General features: G+C 30.7%; 22 protein-coding genes. 20 read left to right on the top strand and 2 right to left on the bottom strand.

Annotated elements, in window-relative coordinates; genetic code table 11:
• Positions 1 to 159: 159 nt before the first annotated feature.
• The 11 genes from B5X81_RS15620 (at position 160) to B5X81_RS15570 (ending at position 12,509) form a co-directional block, all read left to right on the top strand.
• Positions 160 to 2,379: a DUF3604 domain-containing protein gene (locus tag B5X81_RS15620; protein ID WP_079493014.1), complete on the top strand. Its 2,220-nt coding sequence runs from the start codon at positions 160 to 162 to the stop codon at positions 2,377 to 2,379.
• 20 nt (positions 2,380 to 2,399) lie between these two features.
• Positions 2,400 to 3,971 (top strand): ABC transporter substrate-binding protein, encoded by a 1,572-nt coding sequence (locus B5X81_RS15615; RefSeq protein ID WP_079493013.1) that lies wholly within the window; start codon positions 2,400 to 2,402, stop codon positions 3,969 to 3,971.
• A 56-nt stretch (positions 3,972 to 4,027) separates the two neighbouring features.
• Positions 4,028 to 4,954: an ABC transporter permease gene (locus B5X81_RS15610; RefSeq protein ID WP_079493011.1), complete on the top strand. Its 927-nt coding sequence runs from the start codon at positions 4,028 to 4,030 to the stop codon at positions 4,952 to 4,954.
• A 14-nt stretch (positions 4,955 to 4,968) separates the two neighbouring features.
• The gene (locus B5X81_RS15605) at positions 4,969 to 5,832 is read left to right on the top strand and encodes an ABC transporter permease (RefSeq protein ID WP_079493010.1); all 864 of its coding nucleotides are present in this window, start codon (positions 4,969 to 4,971) and stop codon (positions 5,830 to 5,832) included.
• Positions 5,833 to 5,936: 104 nt separating this feature from the next.
• Positions 5,937 to 6,917 (top strand): ABC transporter ATP-binding protein, encoded by a 981-nt coding sequence (locus tag B5X81_RS15600; protein ID WP_079493008.1) that lies wholly within the window; start codon positions 5,937 to 5,939, stop codon positions 6,915 to 6,917.
• 53 nt (positions 6,918 to 6,970) lie between these two features.
• The gene (locus B5X81_RS15595; protein ID WP_079493007.1) at positions 6,971 to 7,921 is read left to right on the top strand and encodes an ABC transporter ATP-binding protein; all 951 of its coding nucleotides are present in this window, start codon (positions 6,971 to 6,973) and stop codon (positions 7,919 to 7,921) included.
• A 49-nt stretch (positions 7,922 to 7,970) separates the two neighbouring features.
• On the top strand, positions 7,971 to 9,962 hold the full coding sequence (locus B5X81_RS15590; RefSeq protein WP_208985074.1) for a S9 family peptidase: 1,992 nt from the start codon (positions 7,971 to 7,973) through the stop codon (positions 9,960 to 9,962).
• Between the two features lie 84 nt (positions 9,963 to 10,046).
• Positions 10,047 to 10,214, top strand: a complete 168-nt coding sequence (locus B5X81_RS15585; protein WP_079493004.1) for an aspartyl-phosphate phosphatase Spo0E family protein — start codon at positions 10,047 to 10,049, stop codon at positions 10,212 to 10,214.
• A 503-nt stretch (positions 10,215 to 10,717) separates the two neighbouring features.
• Positions 10,718 to 11,146, top strand: coding sequence for a dUTP diphosphatase (gene dut / locus B5X81_RS15580; protein WP_079493265.1), 429 nt, complete (start codon positions 10,718 to 10,720; stop codon positions 11,144 to 11,146).
• Positions 11,147 to 11,427: 281 nt separating this feature from the next.
• Entirely contained in the window at positions 11,428 to 11,997 is a 570-nt protein-coding gene (locus B5X81_RS15575; protein ID WP_079493002.1) for a TetR/AcrR family transcriptional regulator, read from the top strand.
• A gap of 50 nt (positions 11,998 to 12,047) precedes the next feature.
• On the top strand, positions 12,048 to 12,509 hold the full coding sequence (locus B5X81_RS15570) for a DUF3795 domain-containing protein (RefSeq protein ID WP_079493001.1): 462 nt from the start codon (positions 12,048 to 12,050) through the stop codon (positions 12,507 to 12,509).
• 73 nt (positions 12,510 to 12,582) lie between these two features.
• Here the strand turns inward: B5X81_RS15570 and B5X81_RS28830 are convergent, their stop codons facing one another.
• Both B5X81_RS28830 and ychF read right to left on the bottom strand, forming a co-directional pair.
• Entirely contained in the window at positions 12,583 to 12,666 is an 84-nt protein-coding gene (locus B5X81_RS28830; RefSeq protein ID WP_408606817.1) for a hypothetical protein, read from the bottom strand.
• Positions 12,667 to 12,832: 166 nt separating this feature from the next.
• Positions 12,833 to 13,927 carry a redox-regulated ATPase YchF gene (gene ychF, locus B5X81_RS15565; RefSeq protein ID WP_079492999.1) on the bottom strand — a complete coding sequence of 365 codons (1,095 nt, stop codon included), beginning with the start codon at positions 13,925 to 13,927 and terminating at the stop codon, positions 12,833 to 12,835.
• A 492-nt stretch (positions 13,928 to 14,419) separates the two neighbouring features.
• Here ychF and B5X81_RS15560 point away from each other — a divergent pair, with 492 nt between their 5' ends.
• The 9 genes from B5X81_RS15560 (at position 14,420) to B5X81_RS15525 (ending at position 23,887) form a co-directional block, all read left to right on the top strand.
• Positions 14,420 to 15,568 carry a hypothetical protein gene (locus B5X81_RS15560; protein WP_079492998.1) on the top strand — a complete coding sequence of 383 codons (1,149 nt, stop codon included), beginning with the start codon at positions 14,420 to 14,422 and terminating at the stop codon, positions 15,566 to 15,568.
• Positions 15,569 to 15,814: 246 nt separating this feature from the next.
• The gene (gene yfmF / locus B5X81_RS15555) at positions 15,815 to 17,095 is read left to right on the top strand and encodes an EF-P 5-aminopentanol modification-associated protein YfmF (protein ID WP_079492996.1); all 1,281 of its coding nucleotides are present in this window, start codon (positions 15,815 to 15,817) and stop codon (positions 17,093 to 17,095) included.
• Positions 17,095 to 18,387, top strand: a complete 1,293-nt coding sequence (gene yfmH / locus B5X81_RS15550; protein WP_079492995.1) for an EF-P 5-aminopentanol modification-associated protein YfmH — start codon at positions 17,095 to 17,097, stop codon at positions 18,385 to 18,387. Before yfmF ends, yfmH begins: the two co-directional genes overlap by 1 nt.
• A gap of 216 nt (positions 18,388 to 18,603) precedes the next feature.
• A complete protein-coding gene (gene lgt, locus B5X81_RS15545; protein ID WP_079492993.1) occupies positions 18,604 to 19,332 on the top strand; it encodes a prolipoprotein diacylglyceryl transferase in 729 nt (242 codons plus the stop codon).
• Between the two features lie 135 nt (positions 19,333 to 19,467).
• The gene (locus tag B5X81_RS27540; protein ID WP_170917456.1) at positions 19,468 to 19,608 is read left to right on the top strand and encodes a hypothetical protein; all 141 of its coding nucleotides are present in this window, start codon (positions 19,468 to 19,470) and stop codon (positions 19,606 to 19,608) included.
• Positions 19,609 to 19,897: 289 nt separating this feature from the next.
• Positions 19,898 to 20,329 (top strand): division/cell wall cluster transcriptional repressor MraZ, encoded by a 432-nt coding sequence (mraZ, locus tag B5X81_RS15540; RefSeq protein WP_079492992.1) that lies wholly within the window; start codon positions 19,898 to 19,900, stop codon positions 20,327 to 20,329.
• Between the two features lie 13 nt (positions 20,330 to 20,342).
• Positions 20,343 to 21,278, top strand: coding sequence for a 16S rRNA (cytosine(1402)-N(4))-methyltransferase RsmH (gene rsmH, locus B5X81_RS15535; protein ID WP_079492990.1), 936 nt, complete (start codon positions 20,343 to 20,345; stop codon positions 21,276 to 21,278).
• Positions 21,279 to 21,307: 29 nt separating this feature from the next.
• Positions 21,308 to 21,823, top strand: coding sequence for a hypothetical protein (locus B5X81_RS15530; RefSeq protein WP_079492989.1), 516 nt, complete (start codon positions 21,308 to 21,310; stop codon positions 21,821 to 21,823).
• 78 nt (positions 21,824 to 21,901) lie between these two features.
• The gene (locus B5X81_RS15525) at positions 21,902 to 23,887 is read left to right on the top strand and encodes a stage V sporulation protein D (RefSeq protein WP_079492987.1); all 1,986 of its coding nucleotides are present in this window, start codon (positions 21,902 to 21,904) and stop codon (positions 23,885 to 23,887) included.
• The last annotated feature ends 170 nt before the right edge of the window (positions 23,888 to 24,057 follow it).

The raw sequence follows: 24,057 nt of genomic DNA, 5'->3' as shown, positions 1-24,057 counted from the left end.
TGTTTAGAAATGGTAGAATAATTGTAAAGATTCTTAAAAAATAAAATATTTTAAAAATAAAAAAGCTTTTCAAATTTTAGGACAACACCTCATGATTGTGAAAGCTGCGATTTAGCATTAGCAAAGGTGACATTATTGAAGACAAGGGAGGAGAAGTAGATGCGTTTAACAAATGAGTATTTAGGCTCAGCCAAAATAATAACTGATACTGAAGTTGTGGCTGGATCAGTTATATCAACAACATTGGAATATGTGGTTGGTAAATATGGAATGGATGATAGTGGAAATCTTCGTATCGCATGGAGAAGTGTTAGTGATTGGGAAGGACCACAGTTTGATGAGCCGAAGGGCTTTGGTTATACTACGGTTACAACAAACGGTAATGCTATCTTACACTATAAGAAAAGCGCTCATCAAAGACCATTCCATAATTGTTTAGAAATTAAAGTACTTGATGGAAATTTACATGAAGGAGATGTAATTAAGGTAGTATTTGGAGACCGTTCTAAAGGTAGTCCAGGAATACGTGTACAAACCTTTGTAGAGTCAGAACATGAGTACAAGGTTTTTGTGGATCCATTAAATGTTGGGCGTTACGAAGAGATTGAAGATTCACCTAAAATGAAGGTTGTAGCAGGGCCAATTAGTGAAGTTCAGGTGGTGCTACCATCTAGGGTAAAGAAAAATGAAGAGTTTGACATTGTGGTACGTGTTTTAGATGAATGGGGTAATCCTTGTACTGATTTTGAAGGTGAAATTGCTCTAAGACCATATCAGACTAAAGAAAACCTTTTCATTCCAAGTGTAGTAAAAATCAACAAAGGCCATGGTGGCTTTGTAAGAATACAAGGAAATAAAATTGATGTAGAAGGTACATTCCATATAGAGGCTGAATATGAACTACATAAGTTACAAGGTATTAGTAATGGTATCATTTGTGGAGAGCATGATGATTATAAATTATACTGGGGAGATGCCCATGGTCAAACATCCTTAACTATAGGTACTGGCTCATTAGACGAGTATTTTAGTTTTGGACGTGGACCTGCGGCAATTGATTTTACCGGTTGGCAAGGCAATGATTTTGAGATTTCTAAGTGGAAATGGGAAAAAGTAAAACAAAAAACGAAAGAATATTATGAGCCAGGTCGTTTTGTTACTTTCTTAGGCTATGAATGGTCTGGAAATTTCCCAGGTGGTGGAGATCATAACGTTTACTTCATGGGTGATGATGAGGAGTTTTATCCACACTGTAATTGGATTAGCTATATAGATGGTGAACAAAATGACAATAATAGATATCCTATTTCTGAGCTATGGAAAGAGTTTAGAGGGCGTAAGGATGTAATGGTTATACCCCACATAGGTGGGAGACCTGGTAATTTAGATTATCATGATCCAGAATTTACACCGGTTATAGAAATTCATTCTCACCATGGAACCTTCGAGTGGTTTGCAAGGGACGCTATGAAGCGAGGCTTAAAGGTTGGTTTCATTGCCACAAGTGATGACCATACATGTAGACCAGGATTGTCATATCCATTACAAAATGTTAAACAGACGGTATCTGCATTTGATGTGGCAAATGGATTTACTGCAGTATATGCAAAGGAATTAACAAGGGAAGGAATTTGGGAAGCTATAAAAAGTAGAAGAGTTTATGCAACTACATTTGCAAGAATAGCCCTTGACGTTAAAATCGATGGACATTATATGGGTGAAGAGATATCTATGGAAAAAGAACCTGTAATTAATGTAAATGTTGTAGGTACAGCACCAATAGAATCTGTTGAGATTATTAATGGTATTGAAACAATATATAAAGCGAACTATAAAAATGAAGAAGATATTCCTACAAATATCAGAAAAATAAAGGTTATGTGGGAAGGTGTTATGACCACTGGAAGACGTAAATCGACAAATTGGGATGGTATGTTAAGCATTAGTAAAGGAAAGATTTGCAGTGTTAAAGAGATTGCCTTTGATAGAATTGAACAGGGACTTATAAACGTTACTAATCAATGGATTGATTGGCATTCTACAACTTCTGGTGATATAGATGGATTATACTTAGAAGTAGAAGCTCCCGATGATGCGGTTATTTCATTCAACTCTAAACCGGTTTCATTTAATGTTAAAATATCAGAATTAACAGAAGAACCATTGAAATTTGAAGGTGGTGGAGTTAATCTAAATGCTACTATAGGACTTACTACAGAAAGACCAGTGGTTGAATCTAAAGAATATGAAGCTTATAAGGTTAATTTTAGCTACAGAGATTCCAAAATTAAAGATGGATTAAATCCATACTGGGTTAAGGTAGTTCAATCAGATGGACATATGGCGTGGTCTTCACCAATATTCGTGAATAAAAAATAAAAATTTTAGGAGGGGAAAAAATGAAAAGAAAATTTTTATTACTTTATGTTTTATTAGTTTTAACATTAGTAAGTACAACTGTTTTAAGTGGATGTGGAGGCTCAACTAATTCAGCTCCAAACGTTAATGACAAATCTGATGGTAACAATGATAGTGTTACAGAAGTAAAAGATTCTATTATTATTGGAATTGACCAAGAACCATCATCATTAGATGCACAATTTAGTAATGAATTATCTGGAAGATATATATTCTTTAATATTTATGATAATTTAGTAACAAGAGATGAATCTGGCAAGTATCATCCAAGTCTTGCAGAAAAATGGGATGTGTCAGAAGATGAAAAAGAATATACTTTCTATTTAAGAAAAGGTATTAAATTTCATAATGGTGAAGAGTTAAAAGCTTCAGATGTTAAGTTTTCTTTAGATAGAGGAATGACTTCTTCATATGTTTCATTTTTATATGGAGCTTTCGATAAAGTAGATGTAATAGATGATTATAAAGTAAAAGTGACTTTAAAATACTCGTCACCAACATTTTTACAAGTATTATCTCTTCCTCAAGCAGGTATTTTAAGCGAAGCGGCATACAATGAGTATGGAGATGATTATACAAGAAATCCTGTAGGAACAGGGGCATATAAATTTGAAGAATGGGTTCCTGGTGATAAAATTAGTTTGATTGCTAATGATGATTATTTTAATGGAGCACCAAGCATTAAAGAATGTACATTTAGAATTATTACGGACAGAGGAACAGGAATGGTTGCATTAGAGAAAGGCGAAGTAGATGTATATTATGGAATTTCATCAGTAGACAAACAAAATGCAATAGATAATCCAGATATTACATATGATGAATGTCAAGCTATTTCATATGAACATGTAGTTATAAACTGTGAAGATGAAATTTTTAGTAATCCTTTAGTAAGACAAGCAGTAGCTTATGCTTTAGATAAAGAATCTATTCTAATTGCAGGTCGTGATGGTTTAGGATATATAGCAGATATTCAAGCCCCTGATTATATGTTTGGATATACTGATAAAGTAAAATCTTATCCATATGATCCTGAAAAAGCAAAGGAGCTTTTAGCACAGGCAGGATATCCAGATGGATTTGATTGTAATATATCAGTAAATTCAGGATATAGGGAAAAAGAAGCACAAGTTATTCAAGCGGGTTTAGCTGAAGTGGGAATAAATGTAACTATAGATGTATATGAGTGGGGAGCTTTATTAGATTCATTATCTAATGGTGGTTATCAAATATCATTAGTTGCAAAGAGTCTACATATTAATGATCCTGGCTTGGTTACATTTAATAGTTTTCATAGTAGTCAAATTGGTGGAGCAGGAAACTTTTATAGGTATAAAAATGAAGAATTAGATGGATTGCTAGAAAATTCTAAAACTGAAACAAATGAAGATACTAGAAAACAAATTTTTGAGCAAATTTACCAAAAGCTTCATGAAGACGTTCCAAACATTCCGCTCTACTGGAGAGTTATAAATGTGGCGTATAATAAAAATTTAAAAGGCTTAAAAAGTAATCCTGAACAACAATACTTATGTAAAAATTTCAGCTGGTAAAATAATACATGAATAGGCTAGCTTAAGCTAGCCTCCTTTTTGAAAGGATGGTAAACATGTACAAATATATATTTAAGAGATTATTAATGATAATACCTGTAATACTTGGTATAACTTTTATTGTCTTTTCTATAATGTCTTTTTCACCAGGGGATCCTGCAAAAATAATATTAGGAGATGGAGCAACTGAGGAAGCGGTACAACAATTACGTGATGAATTAGGATTGGATGATCCATTTTTTGTAAGATATTTTAATTATGTAAAAAATGCTCTAAAAGGAGACTTTGGAAAATCATATAGAACTAATATCCCTGTATACGAAGAAATATTTAATAGATTTCCAGTAACATTGAGAATATCTTTTTTCTCAATATGTATAGCTGCAATAGTTGGGATACCTATAGGAATAATAGCTGCAGTAAAAAGATATTCAATTTTAGATGTATCTAGTATGATTTTTACATTATTATTAAATTCAATGCCTGCATTTTGGTTAGGTCTGTTGTTAATTCTTTTCTTTTCACTTAAATTAGATTTATTACCTGCAACAGGGGTTACTTCCTGGGTATCTTACATACTACCTTCGATAGCTCTTTCTGGAAGAACAACAGCAGTAATTGCAAGGATGACTAGATCTTCAATGTTAGAAGTAATAAGAAAAGATTATATTAGAACAGCAAGATCAAAAGGAGCATCAGAGAAAAGGATAATTTGGAAACATTCATTAAGGAATGCAATGATACCTGTAGTTACACTAGTAGGAATAAATTTTGGAATTTTATTAGGTTCAACTATATTAATAGAATCGGTTTTTGCAATGCCTGGAGTAGGATCACTTTTAATTACTGCTATAAGGACCAAAGATACTCCAATAGTTTTAGCTGATATAATTTTATTAGCTTCATGCTTTAGTTTAATAAATTTAACAGTTGATATCATATACGGTTTTATAGATCCAAGAATAAAATCTCAATATAATTAATATAGGAGGTTATAATGAAAAGCAAAAAAAACAGATCTCAATCAAAACAAATTTGGATGAGATTAAAAAAGAATAAATTAGCAATAATTGGTTTAGGTATTTTAATAATCATTTTATTATTTGCTATATTTGCAGATTTTATAGCAGACTATGAAACTGAAGTAATAAAGCAAAACATGAAAAATAGATTACAAGCTCCTAGTAAGGAAAATTGGTTAGGGACCGATTCTTACGGAAGAGATATTTTTGCTAGAATAGTTCATGGAAGTAGATATTCTTTAACTATTGGTATTTCAACAATAGTTATTTCATTATTTGTTGGAGGATTTTTCGGATCAATAGCTGGATATTATGGTGGTAGAATAGATAATATTATAATGAGAGTAATGGATATGTTTTTAGCAATACCTTCAATAATACTTGCAATTGCAATAGTTGCATCCCTTGGTACAGGTGTAAGAAATTTAATAATTGCACTTAGTATATCAAATGTACCTCAATTTGCAAGACTTATTAGATCGTCAATACTTACAGTAAAAGAATCGGAATTTATTGAAGCTGCCCATGCGGTAGGTACAAATACATCAGAAATAATAATTAAGCATATTTTACCAAATTCTATTGGACCAATAATCGTACAAGCCACCTTTGGAGTAGCAACTTCAATTTTAGCTGCAGCATCCCTAAGTTTCCTAGGTATTGGTATAAGACCTCCAGCACCTGAATGGGGTGCAATATTATCAGAAGGAAAAGAATATATTCGATATACACCATATCTAGTTTTATTTCCAGGAATAGCAATTGCAATAACAGTACTTTCATTAAATTTATTGGGAGATGGATTAAGAGATGCACTTGATCCAAGTCTTAAAAATTAATTAGATATTAAGAGTTTAGAAGATATGTATATCTAATTATTTTATATCAAAAATTTTAATACTATAATACTTGCAGACTAGCTGCATAAAGGGGCGAAGCGACCATGAGCGACAAGCTTTTAAGTATAAAAGATTTATACGTAATATATGAAACAGATGAAGAAACAGTAAAAGCAGTCAATGGAATAAGCCTAGAAATAAACAAAGGGGAAACACTGGGAATTGTAGGAGAAACAGGAGCAGGAAAAACAACAACAGCTCTAAGTATAATGAGACTATTACCAAAAGATATAGGGAAAATAATAGATGGTCGAATAAAGTTTGATGAAGTGGATATAACCACAGTTACAGAAGCAGATATGAGGCAAATAAGAGGGGAAAGAATATCTATGATATTCCAAGATCCTATGACAAGTCTAAATCCAGTATTAACAATAGGAGAACAAATAGGGGAAGTAATAGAATTGCATAAAAACTTAAACAAAGAAAATATGCAAAAAAAAGTAGAAGAAATGCTAGAGCTGGTAGGAATACCAGCACAAAGAAAAAACGAATATCCACATCAATTCTCAGGAGGAATGAAACAAAGAGTTGTCATAGCCATGGCTCTAGCATGTGATCCAGAACTACTAATAGCAGATGAACCAACAACAGCACTAGATGTAACCATACAAGCACAAGTACTAGACATGATGGATGAATTAAAACAAAAGCTAAATACATCAATGATACTAATAACACATGATTTAGGAGTAGTATCACAAACATGCGATAAAGTAGCAATAATGTATGCAGGTGAAATAATAGAATCAGGAACAGCAGAAGACATATATGAAGGTGAAAATCATCATCCATATACAATCGGGTTATTTGACTCAATACCAAGCCTAACAAAAGAAACCGCTAGGTTAAGTCCAATAGAAGGACTAATGCCAGATCCAACTGATTTACCAACAGGGTGCAAATTTCATCCCAGATGTCCAAAATGCATGGAAAAATGTAAAACAGAAAAACCAAAAGATATAGTAAATGGAACACATATTATTAAATGCCATCTATACAATAGCCAAAACTGTTGTGGGTAAAGGCTAAGGGAGAAAAATTAAGAAAAAGGAATAAACTAAAATGAGGTGAAATAATGGCACAAGCTTTGATACAAACAAAGGATTTAAAAAAATATTTTAAAACACCTTATGGGAATTTGCATGCAGTAGATGGAGTAAATATAAGTATAAAAAGAGGGCAAACCTTGGGAGTAGTAGGAGAATCAGGATGTGGGAAATCCACATTAGGACGAACAGTACTAAGATTAATAGAAGCTACAGATGGAGAAATATTATTTGAAGGCAAAAAAATATTAGATTATAACAAGAAAGAAATGAAAAAAATGAGGAAAGAGATGCAAATTATCTTCCAAGATCCTTATGCATCTTTAAATCCAAGAATGACAGTTAGTGAATTAATAGCAGCACCTATAAAAGTAAATAAAACATTAACAAATAAAATGGAAATAGAAAAGAAAGTACATCAACTAATGGAAACAGTAGGACTAGCACAAAGACTTGTAAACGCATACCCCCATGAACTAGATGGAGGAAGAAGACAACGGATAGGAATAGCAAGAGCTTTAGCACTAGAACCAAAATTTATAGTATGTGATGAGCCAGTAAGTGCATTAGATGTAAGTATACAAGCACAAATATTAAACCTAATGATGGATCTTCAAGATGAGATGGGATTAACATATATGTTCATAACCCATGACTTATCAGTTGTAAAACATATAAGTGATGAAATAGCCGTAATGTACTTAGGACAATGTGTAGAAAAAGCACCAAGTAATGAATTATTCAAAAACCCACTACATCCATATACAAAGGCATTATTAAGCGCAATACCAGTACCTGATATAAGATACAAAGGAAAGAAAAGAGAAGTAATAAAAGGAGAAGTAACATCGCCAATAAATCCAAAACCAGGATGCAGATTTGCATCTAGATGTCCATTAGCTAAAAAGGAATGCACTGGAGTAGATTTACAGTTAAAAGAAGTAGATAAAGATCATTTTGTATCATGTATACTATTTTAAAATAATAAATGGGGATAAAATATAAATAATGAGGGGCAGAGTGGTAGATATGAAAAGAAAAATAATACCAGAAGATATATATAAATTAGCATATATTTCAGATCCTCAAATCTCACCGGATGGATTAAAAGTAGCATTCGTAAAAACAGTAATAGATGAAGAAAATAATAATTATAAATCTAATATTTGGATTAAAGGGGAAGACAAAGAGCATTACAAATTAACTAACGGAATCAGTACAAATAATATGCCTAGATGGTCTCCAAATGGAGAATTTATATCATTCATTTCTGACAGGAATGGTAATAAGCAGCTTTATTTAATTCATACAAATGGAGGAGAAGCTGAACAGATAACTTTTATGAAAGAAGATATTTCTTTTCCTGTTTGGTCACCAGATGGTAGTAAGATAGCATTTATTTCAAAAATAAAGATAAATAATAAGGAAAAATTAGAACCAGTAGAAATAAAAAAATTGAAATTAAAATCAGATTCAGTGAAAGGCTTTATTGATACAAATTATAAAAATCATATTTACGTTATTGATATTATTAGTAAAGTCGTAACTAAAATAACACCCGATGATTTTTATTTATTTGAGCCTGAATGGCATCAAATATTTAATCCAAGTTGGTCTAATGATGGAAAATATTTATCATTCACATCACAAATACAGGATGAATATGATAGAGATAAAAATCCATGGAAAGCAGATATTTTTGTGGTAAGTAGTGAAGGTGGAATTCCTAAAGCAATAAAAAAAGATATAGGTCCTGCTTTAAAACCTATATGGACAATAGATGATAAATCAATAATATATATTGGACATTTAAATAAGTATTTTAGAGTTACTTCACTTAAATTATGTAAAGTGGCATTAGAAGATGGAAAAGCTGAGATTTTAAGCGATGAATTTGATAGGACCCTAGAAGATTTTACAGTTCATGATAGTGGAATGGGATATTCCGATTCTTATCCAAAATTATCAATGGATGGCAATAAAGTATATTTTTTAGCAAGTGATTTTGGAAAAGTAAATTTATTTAGTCTATCTTTAAAAACAAAAGAAGTAAAAAGAGTAATTGGTGGGAAAAGACGAATTTTTGGATTTACATTAAATAAGGAAAAAAATAAAATAGCTTTTAGCTTTTCAACAGTAGATAACCCTGGAGACATAGCAATATTTGACTTAAATACAGAAAAAGAAATAAGATTAACTGATGTTAACAAAGATTTTTTAAACAGTGTAAACATATCTATACCTGAAGAAATATCTTATGTGTCAAAGGATGATATGAGACAATATGGATGGATTATGAAACCTATAGGATTTCAAGAAGGGAAAAAATATCCTTGTGTTTTAGAAATTCATGGTGGACCATATACTCAATATGGATGGACTTTTTTCTTTGAATTTCAGCTTTTAGCAGCTCAAGGATACGTTGTAATTTACTGTAATCCAAGAGGGAGTAGAGGATATGGACAAAAACTATCCTATGCAGAGATTAATAATTATGGTGGATTAGATTATGACGATATAATGAAATTTACAGATAGAGCATTAGAATGTGGATATATAGACCCTGAAAGATTAGCGGTAACTGGAGGTAGTTATGGTGGCTATATGACAAATTGGATAATATCTCACACTAACCGATTTAAAGTGGCAGTTACACAAAGATGCATTTCAAATTGGATGACTATGTATGCAATGTCAGATACAGGATACTTCATGGTTAAAGAAATGTTATTAGGAAAAGAATTAGAAGATTTAATTGAATTATGGAAAATATCTCCTTTAGCATATGTAAAAGATATAAATACCCCTTTATTAATATTACATTCTGAAAAAGATATGAGATGTCCTATAGAGCAAAGTGAACAATTATATATTTCACTAAAATCTTTAGATAAAGAGGTTGAAATGGTAAGATTTCCAGAATCTAATCATGGATTATCTAGAAACGGCATACCTTCTTTAAGATTAGCTAGACTTAAATATATTGTAGATTATATTAATAAATATATTGTAAAAAAATAGGAAAAATAGGTGCCGGGGACCACCCGATGCTTCTTATAGAGTATAGAAAATGTTAGAAATATATTAGCAGAAAGGGTAATCTATGTGAAGAAATCAAAAAATAATGAAAAAGTTATAAAGAGGAAGATGGAAGAGCTAAGATTGGCCCTGAACAAAATATATGTTGAACGTGGAAATGATGAGGAAGTAGTAAAAATAAGTCAGGAACTTGACGATTATATAGTAAGCGAACAAAAGAAGAAAAAAAAGTAAGATAGAATAGTATACAAAATTAATTTATAAGAAAAATTATAGAAAACTAGTAGCTTAAGAAGTTGTTTTACAGTTATTAGTTAGATGTGTTGAAAAGACCACTACACTTATTAACAATAAGGTATAGTGGTCTTTTTTATGGCTATTATACTAAAGTAGGAAGTACGTTTGCTAGTCTAATGTTATATAAGATACCTAGGTCGTCAAAGTCTAGGCATGATAATCAACCGTTTAGATCTAAAAGCTGGAGAGGAAATAAAGAAGATTTAATAGATGAAGTAAAAAAGTATGTTAGGCAGAGAGATGAAAGAATGCGCATAGGTAGAGTAGACATTATAAGCAATAGTCTATATATTATAATTGTAAGTATAATTATATACTTTGCATTTACAAAAATACCTTCGACAAAAGCTTCTGAATATATTGGCTGGTTAACATTGGCAGCAGCTCTAGCTTTACCAATTTTAAAAATGGTATTTAATTTAATTGAGAGGAGAATAGAAATGAAATTGTATGTTGAAATTATTGATAACGATGCTAAGTTACCGTTCTATGCACACGAAGGTGATGCAGGAATGGACTTGTATTCTGTTGATGAAACAGTTATTTTACCAGGGGACAGAACTTTAATACACACAGGGATTAAAATTCAATTACCTCCAAATACTGAGGCTCAAATACGTCCAAGAAGTGGACTAGCATTAAAAAATGGAATTACTGTACTAAATACTCCTGGAACAATAGATGAAGGATATAGGGGTGAGATAGGAATTATTGTTATTAATCATGGAACAGAAGAGTTCAAAGTTACAAAAGGTATGAAAATTGCACAGATGGTAATAAAGCCAGTTCTTAGAGTAGAAATTAAACAAGTAGATGAATTAACTGATTCAGAGCGTGGCGAAGGTGGATTTGGTTCAACAGGGGTTTAATCATGTTTGAATTGTAAAACAAAATATCAAATTAGTTCAAAAAGGGATTAGCATAGTTTATAAGCTGTGTTAGTCCCTTTTATTATTGGAGGGAAGGTCTATGTACGATAAATGGAGTAGTTACTATGAATACATAGACGAAGAGAAAGTAACAGAGCAGGACAATAAAGCTGTCCCCTTGTCCTTTGTCCTTGTATAAAAGTATTTATAAATTATTATTGACAAGAAAAGAGTAGTGATTTATAATTTATTTAACGATCGTTAGATAAAGGTGTGAGTTTATGGATAAGGTAATAATGAAAGATATTATTAAAATCAAAGCTATAGAATTATTTAGCGAAAAAGGATTTTATGGTACATCAATTAGGGATATATCAAAAGCTGCAGGATGTTCTATACCAATGATTTATTATTATTATAATAACAAAAATGAACTTTTTGAAGAAGTTGTATACAATGAGTTTGTACTTCTTATTGACAGGCTGAATAGCCAAATACAAAGGGGTTTACCTATAGAAGAAATTTATTTTTTAGCTATAAAACAAAGAAAGGGACTTAATGACTATGACAAAGCAGTATATAAGTTAGCTATGAAGGTTTGGCTTAGATTTGAAGGAAGTACTGAAATACGAGATAAATTTATTATTTGGAGAGAAGGAAGGTATGAAAGAAATAAACGTATACTCTCTAAGGTATGTAGTGATATTAATAAATTAGAAATTTTAACAAGTGTAATGATTGGTATTTTCGAAAATATTACTGAAAGAATAATTTTACTCGATGAAGATATTTCTAATGAAAAAATAATAGAAGAAGTTAAATTTATTATAGATTGTGTAAAAAAACATTAATTTTTTTAATAAAATTATAACGAACGTTAAATAAAAAAGGGGGTCGAAAAATGGATTATAAAAAGTTAACTTCACCTTGTGGTATTGATTGCTTTAATTGTGAAGCATATGAAAAGAATATTACTGAAGAAATGCAAGCTTACTTGGCCAAAGTTCTTAAAAAAAGTAAAGAAGATGTGATGTGTAAAGGGTGCAGGATACAAGGCAGATGTGTTTTATACCCTTTTCCTTGTGAAATTTTAGAATGTGCTAAAACTAAAGTAGTAGAGTTTTGCTTTGAATGTTGTGAGTTTCCATGCGAAAAATTAAATCCTTGTGTCGATAAGGCAGAAAAATATCCACATAATTTAAAGGTATATAATTTATGTAAGATTTCAAGAATTGGAGTAGATAAATGGGCTGAGGAAGCTAAACAGATAAGAGAAACATATTATAAAGGCAAATTTACAATAGGAAGAGGATCATGTCAAGGACCAAAAAGAATAAATAATAAGTTAAATGAAAGGGGATGATGATAAGATTTTAATATCGATTTAGTAAGAGCTTAGGGGGGCTAAACCCTAAAATTCGGACTAGAATTTCATATTATGCAACTGAAAGTTGGTTCCTATATTCTACGGGAGCCATTTTTAGTTTACTTTTAATTTTTCTATTAGTGTAGTAATAAATATATTAGAAAGAATAATTTTTAACAATATATATGACATTGGTTACGGTTCCAACTGTCATAAAAAATAACAAAACCGCTACATATTAATAAATTATAAGATGATAGCGGTTTTGTTGTATTGTTGACTTAATAGAAGGATAAAAAGCTTAAGCAGCTTTATAATATTTACACGTTAAACCTAAACAAAATAACATCTCCATCTTGAACCACATAATCCTTACCCTCAAGACGAACCAGACCCTTTTCCTTGGCTGCTGCCATGCTTCCATGATCTTTTAAATCTTCAAAGGCAATGGTTTCAGCACGGATAAAGCCCCTTTCAATATCAGAGTGGATTTTACCTGCTGCCTGGGGTGCCTTTGTTCCTCTTTTTATGGTCCATGCCCTTACTTCTTCAGGGCCAGCAGTTAAGAAGCTGATTAAGTCAAGAAGGTGATAGCTTGATTTTATAAGCTTGTCCAGTCCCGACTCTTTAAGTCCTAATTCTTCTAAGAAAGCATCCCTTTCTTCATCCTCAAGCTCGGCAATTTCCTGTTCTATTTTTGCGCTAATTACAACAACCTCAGCATTTTCAGTTTTTGCAAATGCCCTTACCTCTTTAACATATTTATTCTCCATATTGTTTTCCACCAAATCATCTTCTGATACATTGGCACAATAGATTATAGGTTTTGCGGATAATAGCTGAAGGGTTTTTACAAAATTCCATTCATCCTCAGTTAAATCCATGGCCCTTACGCTTATTCCTTCTTCTAAAGTGGTTTTGATTTTTTCAAGTATTTCAAGCTCTCCCTGAAGCTTTTTATTGCCCTTTAAAGCCTTTCTAGTCTTGGTGATTCTTCTTTCAATAATCTCTTCGTCAGAAAAGATCAACTCAAGGTTTATGGTTTCTATATCCTTCAGCGGTCCAATTTCGCCATCAACATGGACTACATTTTCATCTTCGAAGCATCTGACAACGTGAATTATTGAGGCTACCTCTCTTATATGGCTGAGAAACTGGTTTCCCAATCCTTCTCCCTTAGAAGCACCCTTTACAAGTCCTGCAATATCATAAAACTCAATAGCCGTTTGCACTGTTTTTTTTGAATTATACATTTCATGCAATACATTTAATCTTTCATCGGGAACAGAAACAACTCCCACATTTGGTTCAATTGTACAGAATGGATAATTTGCAGATTCTGCCCCTGCCTTGGTTATTGCATTAAATAAAGTGCTTTTACCGACATTAGGCAATCCTACTATTCCTAATTTCATAATAATTCTTCCTTTCAACGATAATTTTGTATAAATATACCAAATTTTAAATTCTATTTATATTCACTTTATTAAAATCTAAGCATACAAAATAAATTATAAAGCATATATATTATGAAAGCAATATATTGATAAGGTTAATGTAAATATTTATTAAACCTTAAGGTTCTTTATTTTTAGTTATAAGTAGAAATTTAGATTATTAAGCAAATTGCATATTTACCTTCTTGAAAAGCCCCCTACTACATATAGTTTTAAAATCTCCAAAGCTATACCATCGAAATATATTTAATTCTAAATAATTAAATTAAGGATAATATTCGCATATGCAATCCATCCAAATTAAAGCTATGAACTTTCCTTTATTTACATAAATGACATATTTTCTCAATATCTAAATAGATTTATATTAAGTTAATACCATTTTACAATAAATTTAAATATGCTTTATATTTGAAATTCAAGGGGATGATACCAATTAGTAATAATATAATGATTCTCATAAAATCAATATTATTAGGGTTATTGTTAATAGGTTTTCTTATTTTTAAAGGTAATATTGAAAGATTAATAATAGTGGCATTAATATTAATTATAATAAATATATTTAAAAGTGCCAAGTTTAAAGCCAACTGTATTTTAGTAGTTTTATCGGGCATTATCATAGGTTATATTTTGGGGAATTTTTTGCTTTTTTATTCTATATTAAGTTCAGATAATGGGTATAAATATTCAAGGCGAGATAATATAGAAGAGGGTAAAGATAATAAATTGTCAAAACCTGCTGTAATAATATTTTCAAATGGTGAACCCTATTTATATGATTCTTCAATTGTTTTAAAAAATATATACAATGGAAAATCATTTATAAAAAAGGCTAAGGCCCCTATTGAGGCTTTTAAATATAAAATGGCATATGAAAATATGGGAAGTAGTAAATATAGTGATTTATGTAATAGAATAAAAGATAATTTGGCTATTCGTTTAGGTGTTGATTATGATTTGTATTCAGCCTATTTTAATGTATACCCATTTCTATATGATGAAATTGTAAAATTAAGCAAAAGATATGAGAAAATTATACTTGTCCCTTTAATACTTGGAGAATCTGAGGAATATCAAATATTGAAAAAGCAGATAGAAGAAGATTTTATTAATATTAATACCGATATAAGATTTTCTCCATTTCTTTGGGAAAGCAAAAAATTACCTAAGCAAATTTTGGAGAAATCAATTAAAGCTATTGGAAATGATCTTAGAGAAGCTTCAGGTATAATACTAATAATTTCAGATCGGGAAAGTATTTATGATCAAACTATATTTAGTAATAGGTTGATTGCCATAATGGAGCAGGCTAATTTTGAAAAAGAAAAAATAATATGTTTAAAGCATAATGATGATGAAAATCTCCTTTTAAAATCAATACACAATTTAAAAACAAAAGGGGCAAGTAATATTCTAATAATAAGTATTTCTACCTTACTGGAAAATGTAAAGGATCAGTATAATATAGGTGAGTGGGTAAAAAGTGCAGCGAAAAAAGAGTTTATAGATATTAAGTATATTAATGGATGGGGAATCGGAGAAAATCTATTAAACGAATTGGAGTATAAAATAAGAATAACTAATTTAAAGAATTAAATTCTTGTTGGATTGAAGGTTCTTTTTATTATATTTCGATATTTATATATCGAGAGTTTTAATATTTCTATGAATACTGGAATAGAAAAGCAAAATATAGTAAAATAAAAACAATGCTAAACTTTGGTAATTTTATGTATTTTATATTATCTTTTATAGCATAATAGATTTATAGGGATTGTAAATAAAGATTTTGTTCTATAAAGCAAACAGATAATAAATTGAATAAAAGAGGGAGGTAACGAATTGCTACAAATACTAGATCAAATAGAAATGAATGATTCAGTTAAATTACATGTAATAAAAGCAAATAAATTTAAAACAAATTTAATAGGAATCTATATTAGACGACCACTGATAAAGGAGGAAGCAACAAAGAATTCATTGCTGTCAATGCTTTTAAACAAGGGAACAAAGGAGTATCCATCCTTTATTCAGCTAAATAGGAAGCTTGAAGATTTATATGGTTCAATTTTAGTTAGCAGTGTAACTAAAAAAGGAGAAAAACATATTATAAACCTTAAAATGCAGATGCCAAATGGCAAGTACATAAATGACAAAAATATTTTAAAAGAAGGATTAAAAATACTTAATGATATAATTAACAATTCACTAGTGGAAAACAATGCTTTTAAAAAAGAGAGCTTTAATCAAGAAAAAGAAAATCTTAGGGAGAAAATTAAGGGAAGAATAAATGATAAAATGAGGTTTGCAGTTGACCGATGTGTTGAAGAAATGTGTAATGAAGAAAATTATAGTATTTATGAATATGGTAATATTGATGATTTGGAGAGAATAGATGAGAAGACCTTATATGAATATTTTCAAAATATCATTTCAACTTCTCCAATAGATATTTTTATAGTAGGGGATGTTGAAGAGGATAAAGTAAAGGAGATGTTCAGTGAAACTGTAAAGATTAAAAGAGAAGATATAATAGATATTCCAAGGGAAGATATAACTAAGGAAATAACTGCAGTAAAGGAAGTAGAAGATAGGTTTAATATTAATCAGGGGAAATTGACATTGGGATATAGGACAAACATTCCATATGAAAGCAATTTATATGAGAGCTCAATATTGTTTTCCAATATTTTAGGTGGAGGACCTAATTCCAAGCTGTTTAAAAATGTTAGAGAAAAGGAAAGTCTTTGTTACTATATTTTTTCCAGGATAGACAAGTTTAAATCTATAATGCTTGTAAGCAGTGGAGTAGAATTTGAAAACTTTGAAAAAACAAAGGAATTAATTAAAAAAGAAGTGAAGTCATTGACAGAAGGTAATTTTACAGAAGAAGATATTGAAATTGCAAAGAAATCGGTTATTACTTCAATAAGATCGCTAACAGATGCTCCAAATATGCTTATGGATTTTTTGTATTCTCAAATTTTAAGTAATTCCCTTGATACTATAGAAAATATAATTAATAAAATCAGGGCTGTAAATAGGGAATCCATAATAGAAGCAGGAAAGAAATTTGAGCTTGATACAATATACTTCCTTAATAAAGAAGGGGAGGCGAAATAATGGTAAAAAGAGAAATATATAGTGATATACTAAGGGAAAAAATTGTTTATAGGAAATTAGAAAATGGATTAGAGATTTTTGTATTACCCAAAAAGGATTATACAAAAAAGTTTGCAATATTTGGAACCCACTATGGATCAATAGATAATAAGTTTATTATTCCAGGGGAAAATAAGGCTATAGAAGTTCCCGAAGGAATAGCCCACTTTTTGGAGCATAAGCTTTTTGAAAGTGAAGAGGGTGGAGTTTTCAACAGATTTTCTAAATTGGGATCAGATGTAAATGCGTATACAAACTTTAATTCTACCTGTTATTTATTTTCTTGTACTGACAAATTCTTGGAAAACCTCAGTATACTTATTGATTTTGTTCAATCGCCATATCTTACACATGAAAATGTTGAGAAGGAAAAGGGGATAATAGAACAGGAAATAAGAATGTATGAGGACAATCCAAACTGGAAGGTGTTTTTTAATGGGTTGAAGGGTCTATATATAAATCATCCGGTTAAAATTGATATTGCAGGTACTGTAGATAGTATATATAGGATTAATAAGGAAGAGCTTCTGAAATGCTACAATACATTTTATGTTCCCAATAATATGGTGATATTTATAGTTGGAGATGTTGATGCAGATGAAGCTTGCAATACTATAGAAAAGAATTTAAAGGCTGGTTTTAAACCTCTTAATGGTGAAGTAAAGCGAATTTTGCCCGATGAGCCTGATAATGTTAAAGAAAGCAGAATTGAGGAAGACCTATCAGTATCTATGCCTTTGTTTAATATTGCTTTTAAAAATACCAATAATGATTTGAGCGGTAAGAATTTATTGAAGCAGGATATAGAAACTAAAGTAATATTAGATACTGTTTTTGGTAAAAGCTCTGAAATTTATAGAAGATTATATAATGATGGCTTGATAAATGAAAACTTTGAAACGGAATATACATTTGATACATCCTATGGACATTCAATTATTGGCGGTGAATCAAAGGACCCTAATAAGGTTTATGAAGCTATATGTGAAGAAATAGAAAGGCTTAAAAATGATGGTTTAGATGTAGAAAGCTTTGAAAGGGTTAAGAAAAAAGCAATTGGGCAACATATTAGTTCTTATAACTCAGTGGAGTTTATTGCAAATACATTTACCTCCTATTATTTTAAGGGTATAAATTTATTTGATTATATTGAAGTGCTTGAGGATCTAAACTTAGAAGGGGTTTCAAGAAGATTTAATGAACATTTTGATTTAAATAAAAGCGTTCTTTCCTTAGTAAAACCAAATAAATAAGAAGAAACAACTTGAAAATGCTAATAATATATGTGTATAATAAATTTAGTTGTCACCAAGTGACAACTAAATGCTTTTTCATGTAAAATCAAGTGAAAAGTTAGATTAAGAATATTATTTTTAATGCCTATTAGGTAAATCTTAAAACTTGGAATATGGAACTTGTAACGGCAAATGTGTTGCTATACATATTTGTATACAGCGGAGGTGAATAAATTGGATCCTATAGCATTTGAAGTTTTTGGGATTGCAGTACGTTGGTATGGTATATTAATTTCATTAGGTATGATAATAGGTACCATTTTAGCAATAAGAGAGTCAAAGAGACTGGGATGGGATGAAAATCTTATAATTGATTTTATAATAGTTATGATTCCTGCAGCTATTGTCGGTGCAAGACTTTATTATGTAATTTTTAACTGGAGCTATTATAGTGGAGATATTTTCAAAATAATAAATATAAGAGAAGGAGGCCTTGCTATACATGGTGGAGTAATAGGTGGGGTTATAGCTGGAATAATATATACAAAAGCAAAGAAAATAGACTTTTTTAGCTTAGCTGATATTATTGCTCCAAGTTTAATTCTAGGCCAGGCCATTGGCAGATGGGGAAACTTCGTTAATCAGGAGGCCCATGGAGGACCGACAAATTTACCATGGGGAATCATGGTGAATGGAGTAAAGGTTCATCCAACATTCTTATATGAGTCACTGTGGAATGTATTAGTTTTCATATTCTTAATAAAATTTAGAAAGAAAAAGAAAAATAATGGAGAAGTATTTTACTTGTATTTGATTTTATACTCTATTGGTAGATTTTTTGTAGAAGGCTTAAGAACTGACAGCTTAATGCTTGGCCAATTTAGAGTTGCTCAGCTGTTAAGTCTTTCTTTAATAATAATTTTTTCTTACTTACTATTTAGAAAACGTAAAAAAAGTTATTAAAATTTAATATAAATGAAACATAAATGAAATATTTATTTAAGGAAAAGTTAATTGACATAATATGGAATATAATGTATCATATTATTTACACAAATGTGTCGCTTCAAAACAAAAAAATATATATGAGGTGAAATTATGTCATATAACGGTGTATCAATAGAGGATATTCATTGTTTGCAGAAAAAATTGGATAATGAAGTCATAAGTTGTAGTAATGTTTCAGATGTTTTTGCTATCAGTGAGGAAATAGATGACTTATTAAAAGCAGATGATTAATACAAAGATTAAGATTTTTACTTAAATTTTCTATGCTATTTGTTTTATAATATAGTTTTTTAGGGAAAGTGTACTTTAATTAGGTACACTTTTTTTTTATCTGTTTTTCGAGAAATTTATCAAACAAAAACGAGGCCTGTAGAACTATGGAACATTTACAATTAGTTCAAAAATACTAGAAAAAAAATAAAAAAATAAGAAGGAAAAAGCTCTTTGGTATAGAAATAAACTATTAGTGGTTAGAAGTGGGTAAGGGTGGACTAAATTCCCTTAAAGTGGAGTGAAAATTATGTTTATTGGGGAATACTTATATACATTAGATAAAAAGGGAAGAATAAATATTCCATCAAAATTCAGGGAAGACCTTGGAGAAAGGTTCTTTATAACGAAGGGACTTGATAATTGTCTTTTTGTTTTTCCCGAAAGTGAATGGAGAAATTTTGAAAACAAATTAAAGGGATTACCTTTAACTAATAAAAGTGCTAGAGCATTTGTAAGACTATTTTTCTCTGGAGCCACTGAATGTAGTTTGGATAAACAGGGAAGGGTTACGATTCCCCAAAATGTAAGGGAGTTTGCAGAGCTTGAAAAGGAAGTAGCCATTATTGGTGTTTCTACAAGAATTGAGATATGGAGTAAAAATAACTGGGATAAATATAATGATACTGCAAATATTAGTTATGATGATATAGCTGAGCAAATGGCAGAATTAGGAATATAAAGGAAGGTATATTATGGATTTTAAACATGAAACAGTTTTACTTAATGAAGCAGTAAATAATTTAAATATTAATCCTAAGGGAATCTATGTTGACGGTACTTTGGGAGGAGGAGGCCACTCGGAATTAATATGTTCTAAGTTAGATGAAGATGGCCTATTGATTGGAATAGATCAAGATAAAGAGGCATTGGAATTTTCAAAAAAAAGACTTAGTAAGTTTTCAAATAAAATTGAATTTGTTAATGATAATTTTGCAAATATTAAAAACATATTAGGAAGATTAAATATAGATAAAATAAATGGTGTTGTATTGGACTTAGGTGTTTCTTCATATCAGCTGGATGAAGGTGAAAGAGGTTTTTCATATATGAAAGATGCAGAGCTTGATATGAGAATGGATAGAAGAAATGAACTTACTGCAAAACATGTGGTTAATAATTATTCTCAAGATGAGTTGTTCAAAATCATAAAGATATATGGCGAGGAAAGATGGGCCTTAAGAATAGCTAAATTAATAGTAAATCAAAGAAAGGAAAAGGAAATTGAAACTACAGGTGAATTAGTTGATATTATAAAAAAAGCAATACCCGCAAGTTCAAGAAGAACTGGTCCCCATCCGGCTAAAAGAACTTTTCAGGCCATAAGAATTGAAGTGAATAATGAACTGGGAATTCTTGAAAATACAGTTAATGACATAGCTGATGTTTTAGAGATTAAAGGAAGGATGAGTATAATAACCTTTCATTCCCTAGAGGACAGGATAATTAAAAATGCTTACAGAGAATTGGGCAAAGGATGTATATGTCCACCTGAGTTTCCAATATGTAAGTGTGATAAAAAGCCTAGCGTAAAAATAATAACAAGAAAACCAATTTATCCTTCTGATATTGAAATTAATAAAAACCCAAGGGCTAGAAGTGCAAAGCTTAGAGTAGCAGAAAAGATTTGATGTTCTAAACATTAAAGGGGGAGAATACATTGTTAGTAGCTAAGAAAAAGTATTCTTACGATGACAATAGATATTCAACGGAAAACAAAGAAAACAATAGGAAAAGTATTAATAATCGAAGGAAGAAAAAAAGTAAAAATCTATTTATAAAAGTCAGCATATTGTTTTGGGTTGTTGTTATTTCTTCAACTTTTATATTTGTTTTGCTTAGATATACAGAAATAACAGAAGCAAGATATGATGTTTTAAGATTAAAGAAAGAGATAAAAGAGCTTGAAACCCATCTACAGGATGTTAATGCCAAGTACGACAGCTTAACAAGATCAGATATAATTGAGAAAGCAGCATTAGAGAAAGTAGGCATGCAGTATCCTAAATATGAGCAGATGGTGTTTTTAGATACTGAAGAGACAGAAGGTGTGGACTTTACAGTTTCTGATGATAGTGAACTGACCAACGAGCAAGTAAAAGAAGATAAGCAAGATAAAAAATTATTTGGCTTTATAAAATCGTCAATTAGAAAACTATATTATCTGTTAGATTAGGAAAAATTAATGGTTATGAGATTGTTTATAATATTTAATGTAATATCTTAAGATTAGATGAGTTAAGGAGGATTTAGGGTGATAAATCCTAGTATTGTTAATAAAAAACGTTTAGTATTTGCATTGTTTTTTATTTGTTTAGTTTTCTTCGCACTAATAATTCGATTGGGCTGGATTCAAATAGTAAATGGTGAAGAGCTTAGAATGCTTGCAATTAGGCAGCAAACAAGAGATGTTCCTATAACCGCAAGAAGAGGAACTATTTATGATAGGAATGGTAAGGAATTAGCAACGAGTGTAACTAAATTTACTGTATGGGCCACTCCCTCTGAAATCAAATCTAAAGAAGTAGTAGCAAAGAGCTTAGCCAATATTTTGGAAATGGAAGAAGAGGAAGTATTAAGTACAATTTCACAAAATAAGAGCCTAGTAAGGGTTATAAGATGGATAGATAAAGAAAAAGCCAATGAAATTATAAAAGAAAAATTTAGAGGAATTCAAGTTGCTCAAGATTTCAAAAGATTTTATCCATATGATAATTTTGCTGCATATGTTATAGGACATACTAGAGTAGACAATCAAGGTATAGCTGGTGTAGAACTGAAATATGATAAGGTCTTAAGTGGGCTTCCAGGTAGATGGATAAAGAATACCGATGGAGCTGGAAGACAACTTCCATATGGAGTAGAAAAATATTATGAGCCAGTAAATGGACTTAATGTAGTATTAACTATTGATGAGGTTATTCAACATTTCACAGAAAAAGCTATAGAAAATGCTTTGCCCAAAACAAAGGCAAAACGCATAATGGCAATTGTTATGGAGCCTAAGACTGGAGATATCTTAGCTATGGGAGTAAAACCCGATTATGATCCAAATGAGCCTAGAATTCCACTGGATAGCGCTGAAAGAGAAAGGTATGAGTCCTTAGATACAAATGAAAAGCAAAAGCTTTGGAATCAAATGTGGAGAAATCCAATAATAAGTGATACATATGAGCCTGGATCAACCTTTAAATTAATAACTTCCTCCTCTGGACTGGAAGAAGGAGTTGTTGAACCAAATTCACCAGTATATTCTCCTGGATATGCAACAGTTGCTGGCCAAAAAATTAAATGTTGGAGGTATTATAGACCCCATGGACATCAAACCTTTACGGAGGCAGTTCAAAATTCATGTAACCCAATATTTATAGAAGTGGGCCAAGAATTGGGAGCTGAAAAATTTTATAAATATATTGATGCATTTGGATTTAAAGATAAAACTGGAATAGATTTACCTGGGGAAGGAAGCCCTATTCTCTATAGTCTTTCTAATGTAGGGCCTGTGGAGTTAGCCACAATTTCCTTTGGTCAGGGGATATCTGTTACTCCTATACAATTAATAAGCGCCGTATCCTCTATTGCTAACGATGGAAGGCTTATGCAGCCTAGAGTTGTAAAGGAGTTAACTGATGATTCAGGAAATGTGATTCATAGATATGAACCTAAATTTATAAGACAGGTAATTTCTGAAAAAACTTCAATGGAATTAAGATTAATAATGGAATCGGTGGTTTCAGATGGTTCAGGCTTTAAAGCATATATTCCAGGATATAGAATTGGAGGAAAAACCGGGACTGCCGATAAAGTTATAGACGGAAGATATGTTGATGGAAAAGTTTATTCATCCTTTGTTAGTATAGCTCCTGTAAATGATCCAGAAGTGGCAGTACTTATTGTTATTGATGAGCCTCAGGTGTTTCCACGTTTTGGAAGTCAGTTGGCAGCTCCAATAGCCCATGAAATATTAAAGGATACTTTAAGATATTTGGAAGTAGAGCCTCAATATAATGAAGAAGAAAAGGAAAAATATCAAAAGGAAGAAGTAGTTGTTCCCGAAGTTAGGAGCCTAAAATTATATGAAGCCTCAAAAAGACTTTCAGATAATAATTTAGATTATAATACAGAGCCCATGAATGTAGAAAGTGGAAATATGGTAGTAATGGATCAATTTCCTAAGCCTGGAAGCAAAGTAAAGGAAAAGTCAATGGTAATATTATTTGTAAAGGAAGAATCTCAGTAAACTTTATGATATAATTAAGAAGGTTATTTTGGATAAGGGCAATTTAAATTAAGGCTTTGACTTTAATTTGAATTGCCTTTTATAGGTATAGATGTAGGCCAATAAAACTTATTAAAGGAAATTTATACATTTTTAGCAAATAAATAGATAAGTTTATAAATGAATTAGGA

The sequence above is a fragment of the Maledivibacter halophilus genome, from assembly GCF_900167445.1.
In the GTDB taxonomy this organism is placed as follows: domain Bacteria; phylum Bacillota; class Clostridia; order Peptostreptococcales; family Caminicellaceae; genus Maledivibacter; species Maledivibacter halophilus.
The sequence above is the reverse complement of the archived record's forward strand: the minus strand, read 5'-3'. Positions and strand labels throughout refer to the sequence as shown.

Coding starts and splice junctions, on each gene's coding strand:
- B5X81_RS15620 (WP_079493014.1), top strand. CDS start 160: ATGCGTTTAACAAATGAGTATTTAGGCTCAGCCAAAATAATAACTGAT.
- B5X81_RS15615 (WP_079493013.1), top strand. CDS start 2,400: ATGAAAAGAAAATTTTTATTACTTTATGTTTTATTAGTTTTAACATTA.
- B5X81_RS15610 (WP_079493011.1), top strand. CDS start 4,028: ATGTACAAATATATATTTAAGAGATTATTAATGATAATACCTGTAATA.
- B5X81_RS15605 (WP_079493010.1), top strand. CDS start 4,969: ATGAAAAGCAAAAAAAACAGATCTCAATCAAAACAAATTTGGATGAGA.
- B5X81_RS15600 (WP_079493008.1), top strand. CDS start 5,937: ATGAGCGACAAGCTTTTAAGTATAAAAGATTTATACGTAATATATGAA.
- B5X81_RS15595 (WP_079493007.1), top strand. CDS start 6,971: ATGGCACAAGCTTTGATACAAACAAAGGATTTAAAAAAATATTTTAAA.
- B5X81_RS15590 (WP_208985074.1), top strand. CDS start 7,971: ATGAAAAGAAAAATAATACCAGAAGATATATATAAATTAGCATATATT.
- dut (WP_079493265.1), top strand. CDS start 10,718: ATGAAATTGTATGTTGAAATTATTGATAACGATGCTAAGTTACCGTTC.
- B5X81_RS15575 (WP_079493002.1), top strand. CDS start 11,428: ATGGATAAGGTAATAATGAAAGATATTATTAAAATCAAAGCTATAGAA.
- B5X81_RS15570 (WP_079493001.1), top strand. CDS start 12,048: ATGGATTATAAAAAGTTAACTTCACCTTGTGGTATTGATTGCTTTAAT.
- ychF (WP_079492999.1), bottom strand. CDS start 13,927: ATGAAATTAGGAATAGTAGGATTGCCTAATGTCGGTAAAAGCACTTTA.
- B5X81_RS15560 (WP_079492998.1), top strand. CDS start 14,420: ATGATTCTCATAAAATCAATATTATTAGGGTTATTGTTAATAGGTTTT.
- yfmH (WP_079492995.1), top strand. CDS start 17,095: ATGGTAAAAAGAGAAATATATAGTGATATACTAAGGGAAAAAATTGTT.
- B5X81_RS27540 (WP_170917456.1), top strand. CDS start 19,468: ATGTCATATAACGGTGTATCAATAGAGGATATTCATTGTTTGCAGAAA.
- mraZ (WP_079492992.1), top strand. CDS start 19,898: ATGTTTATTGGGGAATACTTATATACATTAGATAAAAAGGGAAGAATA.
- rsmH (WP_079492990.1), top strand. CDS start 20,343: ATGGATTTTAAACATGAAACAGTTTTACTTAATGAAGCAGTAAATAAT.